Source organism: Flavobacterium sp. (assembly GCF_035292545.1).
In the GTDB taxonomy this organism is placed as follows: Bacteria; Bacteroidota; Bacteroidia; order Flavobacteriales; family Flavobacteriaceae; genus Flavobacterium.
The window spans coordinates 16,283-33,642 of sequence record NZ_DATDPV010000022.1 but is presented as its reverse complement, the minus strand read 5'-3'; the positions used below and the strand labels follow the sequence as shown (position 1 = coordinate 33,642).

General features: G+C 33.9%; 13 protein-coding genes. 5 read left to right on the top strand and 8 right to left on the bottom strand.

Annotated features, from left to right (window positions below):
* Positions 1 to 25: 25 nt before the first annotated feature.
* The 6 genes from VI621_RS03755 to tsaD form a co-directional block, all read right to left on the bottom strand.
* On the bottom strand, positions 26 to 973 hold the full coding sequence (locus VI621_RS03755) for a zinc metalloprotease (RefSeq protein ID WP_324217041.1): 948 nt from the start codon (positions 971 to 973) through the stop codon (positions 26 to 28).
* A gap of 229 nt (positions 974 to 1,202) precedes the next feature.
* Positions 1,203 to 2,150 carry a zinc metalloprotease gene (locus VI621_RS03750; RefSeq protein ID WP_324217040.1) on the bottom strand — a complete coding sequence of 316 codons (948 nt, stop codon included), beginning with the start codon at positions 2,148 to 2,150 and terminating at the stop codon, positions 1,203 to 1,205.
* Positions 2,151 to 2,466: 316 nt separating this feature from the next.
* Entirely contained in the window at positions 2,467 to 3,417 is a 951-nt protein-coding gene (locus tag VI621_RS03745; protein ID WP_324217039.1) for a zinc metalloprotease, read from the bottom strand.
* A 185-nt stretch (positions 3,418 to 3,602) separates the two neighbouring features.
* Positions 3,603 to 4,244 (bottom strand): DUF4159 domain-containing protein, encoded by a 642-nt coding sequence (locus VI621_RS03740; RefSeq protein WP_324217038.1) that lies wholly within the window; start codon positions 4,242 to 4,244, stop codon positions 3,603 to 3,605.
* 26 nt (positions 4,245 to 4,270) lie between these two features.
* Complete coding sequence (locus VI621_RS03735; protein WP_324217037.1) at positions 4,271 to 4,975, bottom strand: 16S rRNA (uracil(1498)-N(3))-methyltransferase; 705 nt, start codon at positions 4,973 to 4,975, stop codon at positions 4,271 to 4,273.
* Positions 4,976 to 4,979: 4 nt separating this feature from the next.
* Positions 4,980 to 6,002 carry a tRNA (adenosine(37)-N6)-threonylcarbamoyltransferase complex transferase subunit TsaD gene (gene tsaD / locus VI621_RS03730; protein ID WP_324217036.1) on the bottom strand — a complete coding sequence of 341 codons (1,023 nt, stop codon included), beginning with the start codon at positions 6,000 to 6,002 and terminating at the stop codon, positions 4,980 to 4,982.
* Between the two features lie 112 nt (positions 6,003 to 6,114).
* On the opposite strand from tsaD, the gene VI621_RS03725 reads away from it, so the two are divergent.
* The 5 genes from VI621_RS03725 (at position 6,115) to VI621_RS03705 (ending at position 14,202) form a co-directional block, all read left to right on the top strand.
* Complete coding sequence (locus VI621_RS03725) at positions 6,115 to 10,542, top strand: translocation/assembly module TamB domain-containing protein (protein WP_324217092.1); 4,428 nt, start codon at positions 6,115 to 6,117, stop codon at positions 10,540 to 10,542.
* A gap of 191 nt (positions 10,543 to 10,733) precedes the next feature.
* Positions 10,734 to 11,720, top strand: a complete 987-nt coding sequence (gene pfkA / locus VI621_RS03720) for a 6-phosphofructokinase (RefSeq protein WP_324217035.1) — start codon at positions 10,734 to 10,736, stop codon at positions 11,718 to 11,720.
* Between the two features lie 43 nt (positions 11,721 to 11,763).
* Entirely contained in the window at positions 11,764 to 12,768 is a 1,005-nt protein-coding gene (gap, locus tag VI621_RS03715; RefSeq protein WP_324217034.1) for a type I glyceraldehyde-3-phosphate dehydrogenase, read from the top strand.
* Positions 12,769 to 12,982: 214 nt separating this feature from the next.
* The gene (locus tag VI621_RS03710; RefSeq protein ID WP_324217033.1) at positions 12,983 to 13,834 is read left to right on the top strand and encodes a BadF/BadG/BcrA/BcrD ATPase family protein; all 852 of its coding nucleotides are present in this window, start codon (positions 12,983 to 12,985) and stop codon (positions 13,832 to 13,834) included.
* Entirely contained in the window at positions 13,834 to 14,202 is a 369-nt protein-coding gene (locus VI621_RS03705) for a methylglyoxal synthase (protein ID WP_324217032.1), read from the top strand. The genes VI621_RS03710 and VI621_RS03705 overlap by 1 nt, the downstream gene beginning before the upstream one ends.
* A 15-nt stretch (positions 14,203 to 14,217) precedes the next feature.
* Here VI621_RS03705 and VI621_RS03700 read toward each other — a convergent pair whose 3' ends face one another.
* On the bottom strand, positions 14,218 to 14,598 hold the full coding sequence (locus VI621_RS03700) for a RidA family protein (RefSeq protein WP_324217031.1): 381 nt from the start codon (positions 14,596 to 14,598) through the stop codon (positions 14,218 to 14,220).
* A 27-nt stretch (positions 14,599 to 14,625) separates the two neighbouring features.
* Positions 14,626 to 17,289 (bottom strand): putative LPS assembly protein LptD, encoded by a 2,664-nt coding sequence (locus VI621_RS03695; RefSeq protein WP_324217030.1) that lies wholly within the window; start codon positions 17,287 to 17,289, stop codon positions 14,626 to 14,628.
* Positions 17,290 to 17,360 lie beyond the last annotated feature (71 nt).

Below are 17,360 nucleotides of genomic sequence, written 5' to 3'. Positions count from 1 at the left end.
AGTTTTATATTTTATGAACTAGAATTTATTGACCGAAAGAATATCTTGCTCCACCTGCAACAAAGATAGCTGCCATTCTTGATTTTTGACCGTTAGAGAACATATACATTCCTCTATCGTCTGTGTAATCCATGTAATTCATAGTCATTTCTACTGGAGTTCCAGTACAAGTGCTGTAATGAGGATAAACTGGAGCACCATAGTTAGCAGTGTTATGAGTAGGTGTATCAGAAACTAAATCACTTCCACAAGTTGCATCTCCCCAAATGTGACGTAAGTTCATCCAGTGACCTACTTCGTGAGTAGCAGTTCTTCCTAAGTTGTAAGGATAAGCGCCAGATCCAGATAATCCAAAATATTTAGAATCAATTACAACTCCATCAGTTGCGCTAGATCCACCAGGAAATTGTGCATAACCTAAGATTCCGCCTCCTACTGTACAAGCCCACATGTTAAGTTTTGTAGTTGGTGAAGTAGGATCTAAACCTCCTTGTTTTGATTTTTTCATTGCATCTCTTGTTCCCCAAGATGTTTTAGTAGTCGATTTTCTATTTACCGTTTCTAAAACGAAATTGATACCAACATTTGCGGCAACTCCAGAGAATAAAGCAGGAGTATTGTTGAAATCTGAATTGGTTGCATTGAAATCTTGATTTAAGACATCAATTTGAGATTGAATTTGAGCTAAAGAAATATTTTCAGCTGCAGTTTTGTATAATACATTCACAACAACTGGAATTTCAATTTTTCCATTTACTAATCTTCCTTCTAGCATTGCTTTTTCTGTGAATGCTTCGATTTGATTCATTCTTATTGCTAAAGAAGGGTCTGCTTTCAATTGTGCTTCAAGAACTTCCTGAGATGCACAACCACGATGTGCAGCTGCTTCTGCTAAAGGTGCTGAAGAATTTTCGTCATTTTGACAAGAAAACAAAAATAATAAAGCTGCTGCTGATAAAAATAATTTTTTCATAAAGGGTGTTTTTATTTGGTTGGTTAATAATGCAATTCTATAACATTTATATTAATAAAAAAAATATAATTAGATATTTTTTTTGCGAAATAGATAATTTAGGTCTTAAATAGTTGTTATATTCTTCGGTATTGTTGGATAATAAAGACCATTTTTTTTTATCCAAAAAATAGGGCTTTAAAGTAATAAAACTCGTCATTAAGATTAATATCGAGTTTTATATTTTATATTATAATCTGAATGAAGCTCTAGAACCTCCTGAAAGGAAAATAGCACCCATTCTTGATTTTTGTCCATTAGAGAACATATACATCCCTCTGTCATCAGTATAGTCCATATAGTTCATGGTCATTTCTACCGGAGCTCCAGAACAGGTACTGTAATGAGGATAAGCAGGAACGCCATAATTTGAAGTATTGTGAGTAGGTGTATCAGAAACTAAATCACTTCCACAAGTTGCGTCACCCCAAATATGACGTAAGTTCATCCAGTGACCTACTTCGTGAGTTGCAGTTCTTCCTAAATTAAATGGATAAGTTGCTGTTCCGGTTGTTCCTAAATATTTAGAATCTATAGCAACACCATCTGTAGAAGATGATCCACCTGGAAATTGAGCGTATCCTAAAATTCCACCACCTATTGTACAAACCCATAAATTCAATTTAGTAGTCGGTGAAGTAGCAGCCAAACCTCCGTATGCAGATTTTTTCATAGCATCGCTTGTTCCCCAAGATGTTTTTGTAGTAGATTTTCTGTAAACCGCATCTAATACAAATGAAATACCTACGTTAGCTTTTACGCCTGAAAATAAAGCAGGAACTTTATAAAAATCTGTATTAGTTGCATTGAAATCCTTATTAAGGACATCAATTTGAGATTGAATTTGAGCTAAAGAAATATTTTCAGCAGTTGTTCTGTATAATACATTTACAACAACAGGGATTTGTATTTTTCCATTTACTAATCGACCTTCTTGCATTGCTTTTTCAGTAAATGCCTCAATTTCGTTCATTTTGATAGCCAATTCAGGATTTTGTCTCAATTGTTCTTCAAGAACTTCATGAGAAGCACAACCTCTTTCGGCTATTTTAGAAGTTTCGTTTGAAACTGCAGTTTCTTCATTATTACATGAAACTAAAAAAATAAGCATTGTTGCTGATAAAAGAATTTTTTTCATAATTAATAAGGGTTTGTTATAAAAACATTGGTTTGGATTAGTAATGTGCAATTATATAACAAAATAAACTAACTATAAAATAATTATTGATAAATAGTATGTTAATCTTGTATAAATGAATTTTAGTTACAAAATAATTAAAAACATTGATTATTTCATAAAATTGTATTCTGAAAAATTGATTTTTTGCGATTAATGTAATTGGCTGTTAAATTTTGAAATTCTTGTAAGATTTTTCAATATTAAAAAGGTCGTTTTTAGTTCATAAAAAAACTCGCTACCAGGAGCGAGTTTATGTTGTCTAATTTATTGATAATCATGGTTGTCCAAAAGAAAATCTGGCACCTCCCGAAACAAATATGGCTGCTATTCTTGATTTTTGCCCATTAGAGAACATGTACATTCCTCTATCATCTGTGTAATCCATGTAATTCATAGTCATTTCTACCGGAGTTCCAGAACATGTGCTATAATGAGGATAAGCAGGAACGCCATAATTAGCGGTATTGTGAGTTGGAGTATCAGAGACCAAATCGCTTCCGCAAGTCGCATCTCCCCAAATATGGCGTAAATTCATCCAGTGACCCACTTCGTGCGTTGCGGTTCTACCTAAGTTATAAGGATAACTGGCAGCTGAAGACAATCCGAAATATTTTGAATCAACTACAATTCCATCTGTTGCAGAAGGTCCGCCAGGGAATTGTGCGTAGCCTAAAATTCCTCCGCCAATGGTACAAGCCCAAATATTGAGCTTTGTAGTAGGCGAAGTTGGATCTAATCCGCCACGTGAAGTTTTTTTCATGGCATCTCTGGTGCCCCAAGATGTTTTTTTTGTAACTTTTCTGTTTACTGTTTCTAAAACGAACGAAATTCCAACATTTGCTTTCACACCTGAAAATAAAGATGGAACCTGATTAAAATCTGAATTGGTTGCATTGAAATCTTCATTTAATACATCGATTTGTGACTGAATTTGAGCTAAAGAAATATTTTCAGCAGTAGTTCTATATAAAACATTTACTACTACAGGAATTTCTATTTTCCCATTAACTAATCTGCCTTCTAGCATTGCTTTTTCAGTAAATGCTTCAATTTGGTTCATTTTGATAGCCAATTCAGGGTTTTGCTTCAATTGTTCTTGAAGCACTTCATGGGAAGCACAGCCTCTTTCGGTCAATTTTGAGGTTTCGTTTGGAGCTGTAGTTTCTTCATTATTACAAGAAACTAAAAATAACAACATTGTTGCTGAGAAAAGAATTTTTTTCATAATAAATTGGTTTTCTGGTTAATTACTGTGACAATAATATAACAATTTATATGAATAAAAAAAGAATATAGTTTAACTAGTTTGTATAATCGTTAAAATACATCTTAAAAATTTAAACTATTCTAAATTTAAATAAAAAAAATTCAATTTATCTTTTGATAATAATTTTGCAGTAAAAAAGTAAATTAATTATTGAAAATATAATTTATAATATTTGCGCCCATTTTCAAAGCTTTTTCTCTCACAACTAAAGGGTCATTGTGCACATCTGTATCTTCCCAGCCATCGCCTAAATCGGTTTCGAAAGTATAAAGTAAAACTAATCGTCCTTCAATAAAAATCCCAAAAGCTTGTGGGCGTTTGCCTTCATGCTCATGGATTTTCGGAATTCCGGCAGGAAAGGAGTAAGGTTTTTGAAAAATTGCATGGTTGGCAGGAATTTCCACCAAATTATTGTTAGGAAATATTTTCCTGATTTCTTTTTGGATGTATTGATCCATCCCATAATTATCATCTATATGAAGAAAACCGCCGGAAGTCATATAATTTCTTAAATTCATCACATCAGAATCATTAAAAACTACATTTCCGTGACCCGTCATATGCACAAATGGATAGGAAAACAAATCTGGGCTACTTGGTTCTACAACTGCATTTTTGGGTTTAATTATAGTTTTTATGTTCTGATTGCAAAATTTAATTAAATTGGGCAGAGAAGTAGGATTTGCATACCAATCACCACCACCACTATATTTCAACAATGCAATTTCTTGAGAGTTAACTGTAATAGTAATGATTAAACTAAAAACTAAATATATTTTTTTCATAGTACAAAACTTAGCTGAATACCTTATTATTCATTCACAAAAACCACACTGTGACAAGCTACAACCGCAGCAGTTTCAGTACGCAACCTTGTGTTTCCTAAAGATACAGGAATGTATTTATTCTCTAAGGCCAATGCGATTTCTTTATTGGAAAAATCTCCTTCCGGACCAATAAGCATAGTTACATTTTCGTTTGGTTTTAAAACATCTTTCAATGATTTTTTATTCGTTTCTTCACAATGTGCAATTAAAAGAAGGCCTTCATTTTTTATTTTCATAAAATCCTTGAAAGTCATGGGTTCGTTCAATTTTGGTAAAAAAACCTGAGTCGACTGCTTCATTGCCGACTGAATAATTTTATCAAAACGATCGTTTTTTACAAACTTTCTTTCGGAATGATCACAGATAATTGGCGTGATTTCAGAGACTCCGATTTCTGTTGCTTTTTCTAGAAACCATTCATATCGGTCATTCATTTTTGTTGGAGCAACTGCTAAATGCAAATGGTATTTTGGTGTTGCTGATTTTTCAAATGAAACGATTTTAACGGTACATTTTATATCGGAACCCAGAATAATTTCTGTTTTAAATAAAAAACCTAAACCATTGGTTACAAATAATATATCGCCACCTTTTTTACGCATTACTTTAATAATGTGTTTGCTTTCTTCTTTGTCAAAAGAAAAGCTCTCGGTAGTTTCGTTGATGTTTGGATTATAAAATAGTTGCATAATTTTAGAACTGGATTCGGGCTTTTGAAACTACAGAGGAAGTTTCAAAATTTTCTATTAAAAACTTTTGATAACCTACAATTCCAATCATGGCAGCATTATCGGTGGTGTATTCAAATTTTGGGATAAAGGCTTTCCAGCCGTATTTTTTTTCTGCCGCTTTCAATGTATTTCGAATCCCTGAATTAGCCGAAACACCTCCGCCAATGGCGATTTGTTTTATTCCGGTTTCTTTTACGGCTAATTTCAATTTATCCATCAAAATCTCAATAATCGTGTGTTGAATGGATGCACAAATATCATTCAGGTTTTCAGCAATAAAATCGGGATTTTCAAGAACCTTTTTTTGAACAAAATACAGAATTGCAGTTTTCAAACCTGAAAAACTGAAATCCAGTCCGGGGACTTTTGGCTTTGTAAATGCAAAAGCTTTCGGATTGCCCAATTGGGCGTATTTGTCAATTAAAGGTCCGCCAGGATAAGGCAGTCCGAGAATTTTTGCGCTTTTATCAAAGGCTTCACCAACGGCATCATCGGTAGTTTCGCCAATAATTTCCATACCAAAAAAGTCATTTACTTGTACAATTTGGGTATGTCCGCCCGAAATAGTCAAAGCCAAAAAGGGAAAAGTCGGTTTTTCATAACCTTCTTCCGCAATAAAATGAGCCAAAACATGGGCTTGCATATGATTTACAGCAATCAACGGGATATTTAAGGCCAATGACATTGATTTGGCAAAAGAACTTCCTACCAAAAGAGAGCCCATTAAACCCGGACCTTGAGTAAAAGCAATTGCTGACAACTGTTCTTTTTGTATATTTGCTTTGCGAAGAGCAGCATCAATTACCGGAACGATATTTTGTTGATGGGCACGCGAAGCCAATTCAGGCACAACACCACCAAATTGGGTGTGAATGAGTTGGTTAGCAACAACATTCGACAGTACTTTGTCGTTTTGTAATACCGCCGCAGCCGTATCGTCGCAAGAACTTTCTATCGCTAGTATAAAAACAGCCTGATTATGCATAAAAGGGCACGAATTTTGAATTATATTTGACAAATTTAAAACAATAAAAGGTATCAAAAAATTTAAAAAAATAGTATTTCGTTCCATACTTGGACTTATCCTACTTTTATTGGTGTTAGGCATCGCACTTTCTCTACCTGCTGTTCAGACGAGAATAGGTGAATATGTTACCGAAATAATCAACAAAGATTACGGAACAGATATAAAAGTGGATCGAATTTCTATTTCAATTTTTGGAGGTGTAAAACTTAAAAATGTGATGATTAAGGATCATCATAAAGATACTTTAATTTATTCTAATACAATTAATACCAATATACTAAGCTTCAAAAAATTATACAATGGTGATTTGCTTTTTGGGGATATCCGATTAGACGGTTTAATCCTAAATATAAAAACCCACAAAGGCGAAAAAGACACCAATATTGATAAATTTATTGCACTTTTTGATTCCGGGAAAGCGTCAACTAAAAAGTTTTTGATGAAGGCTAAAAATGTTTACGTTACTAACAGCCGTCTTCTGCTTATTGATGAAAATAGTGAAAATCCCAAGAATTTAGACCTTACTAAGCTTAATTCAGAATTGAGTAATTTCCAAATATATGGACCGGATGTGACGATAAACATAATGAAAATGAGTTTTAAGGATCATCATGGGATTTTTGTCGAAAACCTGAGTTCTAATTTTACATATACCAAGGAATTTATTAAATTAGAAAAACTAGATTTATTGACTAAAGAATCTTTTCTAAACGGTAATGTAGTGCTGAATTATAATAGATCAGATTTTGCTGATTTTAATAACAAGGTAATATTTGACATCAAAATAGATTCGGCTACATTAGCAACAAATGATATCCATCATTTTTATAAGGAATTAGAGAAAAACCAGCATTTTGAATTATCGTCTACCATCAAAGGAACTTTGAATGATCTCCATGCGACCAATCTGAGATTAGTGGATAGCAAGAATTCTCAAATTATTGGAGATGTAAATTTCAGAAACCTCTTTGGGAAAGAAGATCAGCATTTTTATATGAAAGGGGATTTCGATAAAGTTTCTTCCAATTATAAAAACCTTTCCACTTTATTGCCGAATATTTTAGGCAAAAAATTACCAAGTTCCTTAAGCAAATTAGGGCAATTTGACATTCGAGGTAAAACAGAAATCACAACGACTTCTATAGATGCCGATTTTTATATGTCGACAGCATTAGGAAACATTCAGTCGGATTTGGTAATGACCAATATCAATAACATTGATAATGCGTCCTATTCCGGGAATGTGATTTTAGAAAATTTTAATATCGGTGCATTCCTGGACAAACAGGATTTGGGAACCGTAAGTCTAAATCTAGACGTTGATGGAAAAGGTTTTAAAGAAAAATATCTGAATACTTCTTTTATGGGAGATATTTATAGAATCAAATACAAAGGATATAATTACACCAATATTGTGGTTAATGGGAATTTCAAAAACCCAATTTTCACTGGAAAACTTTATATAAATGATCCTAATTTATTCATGGATTTTGACGGTTTGGTTAATTTAGGAAAAAAAGAGGTCGATTATGATTTTCATGCTAAAATAGACTATGCCAATTTGGCTAAATTGAATCTCATTAAAACGGATTCACTTTCAGTTTTCAAAGGCGATATCAGCATGAAGATTACCGGTAACACTCTGGACGACATGCAAGGAGAAGTTTTTATCAATAAAACATCTTATCAAAACCAAAACAATACTTATCTTTTTGATGATTTTACCATAAAATCGAGCTTTGATAATGACAGAGTTCGTACCATTACGATTAATTCGCCTGATATTATAGAAGGAAAAGTAGTTGGGAAATTCCAATTTGCTCAATTGCAAAAAATGGTCGAAAATTCCTTAGGAAGCCTTTATGCTAATTATACGCCAAACAAGGTAAAGAAAGGGCAGTTTCTAAAATTTGAATTTGCCATTTACAATAAAATCATCGAAATATTTTATCCGGGAATTTCGGTTGGAGCAAATACAATGGTTCGTGGAAGTATCAATTCGGATAATGATGAGTTTAAATTCAATTTTGATTCACCAAAAATTGCTGCTTTCGAAAATTATTTTGACAAAATAAAAATCCAAATTGACAATAAAAATCCATTATACAATACTTATATCGAAATGGATAGCATTAAAACCAAATACTATAAAGTCTCCAATTTTAGTTTGATTAACGTGACAATGAACGACACGTTATTTTTAAGAACAGAATTTAAAGGAGGTAATAAAGCCGATGATTATTATAATCTGAACTTATACCACACCATAGACAAACAGAATAATAGTGTGGTTGGCATCCAAAAATCAGAAATAATGTTCAAAGATTATTTATGGTATTTAAATGAAAATGAGGATGATCTGAATAAAATTGTTTTCGATAAAAAATTGAAAAACTTTGCAATTGATGACATTGTGATGTCTCACGAAAATCAGAAAATTGAATTAAAAGGGATTTTAAAAGACACCAGTTATAAAGATTTAAATTTAAGCTTTACCAACATCGATTTAAATAAACTGACGCCATCGATTGAACAATTTAAGGTAAAAGGCAGCCTCAACGGACAAGTCAATTATAAGCAGGATAAAAACGTATATCAGCCAACTGCTTCTTTGACAGTCGATAGCCTGAATGTAAATAATAACCATTTAGGAAAACTCGAATTAGATATTAAAGGAGATGAGAGTTTCAAAAAGTTTTATGTTAATTCTACCATAGAAAATGATGCTGTGGAATCTTTTACCGCAAGAGGGGATTTTGCCATAGAAAATAAAGAAACGCTATTGAATCTTGATATGCGATTTAATAGATTCAATTTAGGGTCTTTAAGCCTTTTAGGAGGCGATGTGATTACTAATATCAAAGGTTTTGTATCAGGAGGTTCCACTATCGAAGGAACTGCTAAAAACCCGGATATAAACGGAAGATTGTTCCTTGATGAAGCAGGTCTGACCATTCCATACATGAATGTAAACTATGAATTGGAGAAAAATGCCATAGTTGATGTTACCGAAAGCCTGTTTATAATTAGAAATGCAACCTTAACAGATACGAAATACAATACCAAAGGGATTTTAGACGGGAGAATAAAACACCGTAAATTTTCAGAATGGGAATTGGATATAAAAATTAAAACTGACAGACTTTTGGCACTCGACACAAAAGACAGTGAAGATGCAGCCTATTACGGAACGGCTTTTATAGATGGAACTGCATCTATTACTGGACCTACAAACGGGTTATTTATAAAGGTTGATGCAAAGTCTGAAAAAGGAACTGCTATAAAAATTCCTATTAACGATGCCGATGCCGTAGGAACCAGCAGTTATATTCATTTTTTAACTACATTAGAAAAATACAATATTGGTAAAGGAATTGTTGACAAAACAAGAAATTATAATGGACTTGAATTAGAGTTCGATCTTGATATCAATCAAAATGCCGAAGTCGAAGTGATTTTAGACAGAAATTCAGGTCATGGGATAAAAGGAAGAGGAAGGGGTGGATTATTGTTAAAAATCAATACATTAGGAAAATTCAATATGTGGGGGGATTTTCAAGTATATGAAGGAACCTACAATTTCAAATATGGTGGTTTGATTGATAAAAAATTTGTAGTTAAAAAGTTTGGTTCAATAGTTTGGGAAGGTGATCCTATGAGAGCATTGCTTAATCTTGAAGCTGTTTATAAAACATCAGCAAATCCTGCTGTATTATTAGAAAATCCTTCTTTCAATAAAAAAGTACCAGTAGAAGTCGTTATCGGAGTTAGAGGAAGTCTGAGTAATCCGGAACTGGATTTTAATATTGATTTTCCAACCGTAAGTTCCATATTGAAATCGGAAATCCAATATAAATTAGATGATAAAGACACCAGACAAACACAAGCTTTATATTTATTATCTTCAGGTGGTTTTTTAAGTCCGGAGGGTATTCGCCAGTCTGATTTTGCAGGTAATTTATTCGAAAGAGCAAGCGGATTGTTTAAGGATATTTTTCAGGACGAAGAAGGTGTGTTTAATGTTGGATTAGATTATGTGTCAGCGGACAAAAGACCTGGTGCAGAAACCGATGGAAGATTCGGTGTTACAGTTTCAACTAAAATCAATGAAAGAATTACAATTAATGGTAAATTAGGAGTTCCTGTTGGAGGGATTAGTGAATCTGCTATCGTTGGAGATGTCGAAGTTCAATACAGAGTCAATGAAGACGGAACGCTTAATTTGAGAATGTTTAATCGCGAAAACGATATTAATTATATTGGACAAGGGATTGGTTATACCCAAGGCGTAGGTGTTTCTTATGAAGTTGATTTTGATACTTTTAAAGAATTACTCAATAAAATATTCAAAAATATTAAAATAGATAAGGAAGTAAAATCCGAGAATGTTGTTCCAGATTCAGATTTAGATCCAGATTATATCGATTTCCAAAAAAATTCTAAAAAAGAAAAGGAAAAACTAAAAGCAAATCAGGAAGCTATTCCGGAAGAAGAATAGAACAACAACCGTTATCTACATTCAAAAATTGCATATTCCGACTTTAGAACATCATAATTTCTAGAAATAATCATACGTTTTTAAAAAACTTATTAACGAAAACGTTTGAAATTTATTTTTTTATTAAATTATTATAAATTCCTCTTTTAAAGAGATTGAATTATGCTAAGTTTACATTTTAAAACACAAAAATGCCTAAAAAAATAAAAAAAATAGGAGTACTTACTTCTGGAGGAGATTCTCCGGGAATGAATGCGGCAATTAGGGCTGTAGTAAGAACATGCGCTTATCATGATATAGAATGTATAGGAATTTACCGTGGTTATCAAGGAATGATCGAAGGTGATTTCGAAGAAATGGGACCACGAAGCGTGAATAATATAGTTAATAAAGGAGGTACCATTCTAAAAACGGCACGTTCAAAAGAATTCATGACCATCGAAGGTCGTAAAAAAGCCCACGAGCATTTGGTTAAAGCAGGAGTAGATTCGTTAGTTATCATTGGTGGGGACGGAAGTTTTACCGGAGCAGAAATATTCAATAAAGAATTTGGTTTTCCGGTAATAGGAATCCCGGGAACGATCGATAACGATATTTTCGGAACCACACACACTATTGGTTATGATACGGCCTTAAATACTGTCGTTGAAGCAATCGATAAAATCAGAGATACTGCAAGTTCACACAATCGATTATTTTTTGTTGAAGTAATGGGCAGAGATGCCGGTCACATTGCCTTAAATGCCGGAATTGGCGCCGGAGCAGAAGAAATCCTTATTCCCGAAGAAAACTTAGGGTTAGATCGGTTATTGGAATCACTGCAAAAAAGTAAAACTTCAGGAAAATCTTCAAGTATAGTTGTGATTTCCGAAGGAGATAAGATAGGTAAAACCGTATTTGAATTAAAAGATTACGTCGAAGCCAATATGCCCGAATATGATGTCCGTGTTTCGGTCTTGGGACATATTCAGCGTGGCGGTTCTCCAACGTGTTTCGACAGGGTTTTGGCAAGTCGATTAGGTGTAAAAGCAGTCGAATCTTTACTGGAAGGAAAATCAAATTACATGGTAGGACTATTAAATGATAAAGTAGAGTTAACCCCATTAGAGCAAGCTATAAAAGGAAATTCAGAAATTGACCGGGAACTTTTAAGAGTTTCCGATATCATGTCAACATAATAAAATACAAACAGAAGTACGCCTCAAATAAATAAAATATAAAATGTCAAAAATAAAATTAGGAATAAACGGTTTCGGAAGAATTGGAAGAATTGTTTTCAGAGAAACCTATAAAAGAGATAATGTAGAAGTTGTCGCCATAAACGATTTATTAGATGTAAATCACCTGGCTTATTTATTAAAATACGATTCGGTTCACGGTAAGTTTTCAGAAAAAGTAGAAGTAATCGATGATAAACTTTTCGTAAACGGCAAACACATCCGCGTGACTTCCGAAAGAGATCCATCAACATTAAAATGGGATGAAGTAGGAGTAGACATCGTTGCAGAATGCACCGGTATTTTCACCACTTTAGAAACGGCTGATGCACACATCAAAGGCGGAGCAAAAAAAGTAGTAATTTCAGCGCCATCAGCAGATGCGCCAATGTTTGTTATGGGAGTAAACCACGACAAAGCAACCGCTTCAGACACCATTGTTTCTAATGCCTCTTGTACCACAAACTGCCTGGCTCCATTAGCAAAAGTACTTAACGATAATTTCGGAATCGTCGAAGGGCTAATGACTACCATTCACGCCACAACAGCCACACAATTAACCGTAGACGGACCATCTAAAAAAGATTTCCGCGGCGGAAGATCAGCGCTTTTAAACATTATTCCGGCTTCTACAGGCGCTGCAAAAGCAGTAACAAAAGTAATTCCTGAGCTAAAAGGGAAATTAACAGGAATGTCAATGAGAGTTCCCGTAGCCGATGTTTCTGTGGTAGATTTAACAGTAAAATTAGCAAAAGAAACCACCTATGAAGCCATCATGGAAGTGCTTAAAAATGCTTCCGAAACCAACTATAAAGGGATTATCGGTTACACCGAAGACGATGTAGTTTCTCAAGATTTCATCTCCGATCCAAGATCATCAATTGTAGATGCAAAAGCCGGAATCGGACTGAATTCCACTTTCTTCAAAATCGTATCTTGGTATGATAACGAAAGCGGCTATTCAAACAAATTAATCGATTTATCAGTTCACATTGCGGGCTTAAAATAATTTATACATTTGCAAAATCCCGTTAGTCATTAACGGGATTTTTTTATTTATATTTGTTTTTTTAGAAGCAAAAATTTTAGGCATTTTCAATGAATCATTTACCCGCTATCCGTTGCAATCTTTTTCCTTTTAAAAGCAAAAAGAAAAAGGATTTCCACTGTTATCGGGGCTAAAAAGCCATCATAAAACCTAAAATCTAAACCTTAAATTAGATATGAAATTATTAGTTGATAGCGGCTCCACAAAAGCCGATTGGATTTCAATAGACGAAAACGGTAAAGTCTTATTTACCACCCAAACATTAGGGTTAAACCCAGAAGTACTCAATAAAGAAGAAATAATATCTCGTCTGGATGATCGCTTTGATATTCTTCACAATAAAAATAATGTTTCCCATTTATTTTTCTACGGAGCAGGCTGCGGAACAGACCGTATGAAAACTTTCCTGACCGAAGTTTTTCAGGATTATTTCCCCAATGCAGCAGTAGTCGTTCACGAAGATACTTATGCCGCGGTTTATGCCACTACTCCAAAAAATGAGAAAGCCATAGTTTGTATCCTGGGAACGGGTTCCAATTGCAGTTATTTTGACGGAAACGTTTTGCATCAAAAAGTGCAGTCACTAGGCTATATTGCGATGGATGATTGCAGCGGAAACCAATTCGGAAGACAACTGATCCGTGGCTATTATTTTGGAAAAATGCCAAAAGAAATGGCTGCTAAATTCGAAAAAGAATTCGATTTAGAGGCAGATGTCATCAAACACAATCTTTATAAAGAACCCAATCCAAATGCGTATTTGGCGACTTTTGCCAAGTTTTTAATTCAACATAAAGACGAGGCATATTGCAAAAAAATAATTCTATCCGGTATGGAGGATTTTGTAGAAAATTACATCAAACAATACGAAAATTGCCACGAGGTTCCCGTTCATTTCATTGGTTCCATTGCTTTTTACCTAAAAGAGGAATTGAAACAAGTGTTAGACAAACATGGATTGCAACTCGGAAATGTGCTCCGTAGACCTATCGATGGGCTAATTCAATTTCACATACAAAACAAATAATGGAAATCGCAATAATTGCTCACGACGGAATGAAAGCGGATATGGTTCAGTTTTTAAACAAAAATAAATCCATACTCATTGCCGAAGGCATAAAACTAATCGCTACCGGAACTACGGGAAGCAAAGCAGAAAATGCGGGTTTTAAAGTAAAGAAAATGCTTTCCGGACCCTTGGGTGGCGATGCGCAAATTGCGGCTCGTGTGGCCGAAGGTAAAACAAAAATGGTGTTGTTCTTTAAAGATCCCTTATCAAGTCATGTGCATGAAGTGGATATCAATATGCTGATTCGGATTTGTGATGTTCACAATGTTCCTTTGGCAACCAATGAAGCTACCGCACAATTATTGTTGAATGCCATTGTTGTATAAAATAAAAAGATTTAACTATTTTATTGCAATCATTGTAATTTCTATGTTCACATTTTTGGGCAAACAAGCCACTTGAACCGTTTCACGTGCTGGAGCGGTTTTTTCGTTAAAATAACTGCCGTAAACCGTATTTATTTTTCCGAAATCATTCATGTCCATGATGAAAATAGAAGTTTTAACCACATCATCAAAAGTCATTTCAGCGGCTTCAAGAACGGCTTTCAGGTTTTCCATTACTTGTTTGGTTTCGGTTTCAATAGTATCTAAAACCAATGTTCCAGTTGCTGGATTTATAGCAATCTGACCCGAAGTATATAAAGTATTTCCAACTAATACCGCTTGGTTGTAAGGACCAATTGGAGCAGGAGCTTTGTCAGTAAAAATTATTTTTTTCATAGTATAATTTATTATAAAATCTTAAAATTATCTCAACTGTTTGTCCGGACTCGTTCTTTTTTCCCACTTAATATCACTAAGAACGCTGGATTTAATTCCGATAAAGAATCCCCAAAAGGCATAATCCCCAAAAGGCTGCCAGTTGAAATCCATTCTCCAGCTTAATAAATCCCGTTCGAAACGAAGTTGGGTAAACGTAACACCTTTTTGTACGAAATCGTAACCGGATGAAGCGCCTACTTTCCATTTTGGAGTCAAATCGACATTGGCAGAAATCATTATGGAATTTCCGGTAATTTTATTCTCCCTGTTGTTATTACTATAAGTTAAGGAGTAGGCAAGAGTCATATCCCAAGGTAATGTAGCTTTAAAGAATTCCGAAACTGCATCTTCACCATCATCTTCACCAAACTGGCTGTCTCGTCGGTCACTGAAATCTGTATTTGTACCAAACAAATCGTCACCTCGACCACCATTTCTTAAACCTTGCGTATTTTCTTTTTTATCGGTATCGTAATCTTTGCTTGACATAGAATAATTCAAGGTCATATTCGAACTGGTCATTCTAAACAAACTTCCTCCATTATTAATATTATAGGTATCGATTCGTCGTCCTGAATTATCAATCGCATAAGGATCTAAAGTCGTAGCGAAATTGATATTCATTTTTTCATTAAGTATTCTTGTTCCGCCACTAATCCGCAATGGTGACCAATGAAGAGAATCGACGGTTGCATTATAATCGGTATGAAAATTCAGATTATTTAAAAGCATTATTTTTTTAGGCTCAGTTTTAGTGGAATCTTTATCCGTTACTTTCGCTTCAAATGTATTGCTCAAATCAAAACTTACAATATTGGAATTTCCTCTTCCGGGTGCGCCAAAAATCCCATTTTCAAATCTGGTATATTCTTTAATTATAGTACCGCTTCCATCGGCTGCATAAGTATCATAGTATTTCTCGAAACTTGGGGTATAGCTATAGGAAACCCCTGGACGCATGACGTGTCTTATGGATTTAATTTTTTTGTCTTCACCAAAATTAAATGTTCCATAAATTGTTGTTCCTAAACTTGAATTAAAAGAATAAGTTCTAAAGGCATCAAAACCATTCACATCAGTATCAATAACTTCATTTTCAAATGCATCAAAATTTTTCTTTATGGTTTTTAGATACCAAACTTCATTATAATTTGCAGAAGCTGAGGCGCTAAAATATTTGAAAATCTTAAAATTCGTACTTAAAGGAATTGAATGTTGAAATCCTGCTTTTGCATCTCTAAACATTTGTGGTTTAAAGAATAAGGAATCCGTAGTTTTGATTCTATTTTCACCTTTCAATGAATATTGTAAATTGATGTTTTTTATAATTCCTTTTTTTATACCATCCTTTGGAGCAAATGGAAATATCCTGTCAACACTTAATTGTAATGACGGTAATGTCATATTAATTTCCTGAGTTTGGGTATTTTGCGAATGGGTTGCCGTTAATGACATATTCACTTGTGGGACAGAATTGAATGTTTTTGAATAGGATATCGAAGAACTTAACGTATTATTAAGCGTTGAACCAATGTTTACCTGATTGATAGATTGTTGAAAATATTTACTGCTCCCTAAATTTACAGAGGCTGAAAAACGGGAATTGGGATTTGATTTGCCGTCTTTAGAATGCGACCACTGAATATTATAAATATTGGTTTTTGAATAATCCGGATAACCTCTTTCACTGTTAATAAGGTTTTCGAAACGAAGATTAACATTTCCCCTGTACTTATAACGTTTGGCATAATTTGATTCTACACGCATTCCATAACTTCCGTTGGTATAATAATCACCAAGTAATGCTAAATCATAATTATCGCTTAAAGCAAAATAATACCCTCCATTTTGCAAAGAATAGCCTCTTAATCGGGTGTCATTGAAAGTGGGCATAATTATTCCCGACTGACTTTTTTCTGTCATAGGGAAAAAAGCAAAAGGTAATCCTATAGGAGTCGGTACGTCAGCAATAACCAGATTGGTTACGCCGACAACCACTTTTTTGCCTGGAACAAATTTTACCCGATTGGTTTGAAAATAATATTCGGGATTATCAATGTCTTTTGCCGTTGTAAAACGGGCACCTTTCATGAAATAGACCGAATCGTTTTCTTTTTTTGTGACTTCTGCTTTTATTCTAAATTCACCTTGTTCAGTTCTTGAGTTCCAAACTAAAGCTTTTTTTGTTTTGTAATTAAAACGAATAGAATCGGGTTCAATCACATTTGTACCTTGCTTAAAAACAGGCGCTTGTGTATATTTACCTGTAGAATCTTTTATCCTTCCGGCATAAATCTCACTTTTTTCATAATCCATTACAATGATTCCGGCTTTTAATTCAATGTCCAGATAATATAATTCGGCTTGATTGTATAAAGTAATCTGTTTCTTTTTCTGGTCAATTTTTTCATAATCAACTGCTTTACGCTTGATTTTGCCTTCCAATAATGCTTTCTTTGGTTTGATACTGTCTTTTTTTATAGTATCGGAGACTTTTAATAAATCTTTGGCGTTAACATTTAGGGTATCTTGCTGTTTTTCAGCAGGTACATTAATGGATTTAGGAGTCAATTCTTGCGAGTACGTCTTGGTAGTTCCTATTGTTAGGAAAAATGCTAATAAAACGATATTAAATAAGTTTGTATGCAAAGGTATAAATGCTATTTTTGTAAAATATGGCTTAGTTTTTGAAGCGTCAAACTTACATATTATTTTTCGTC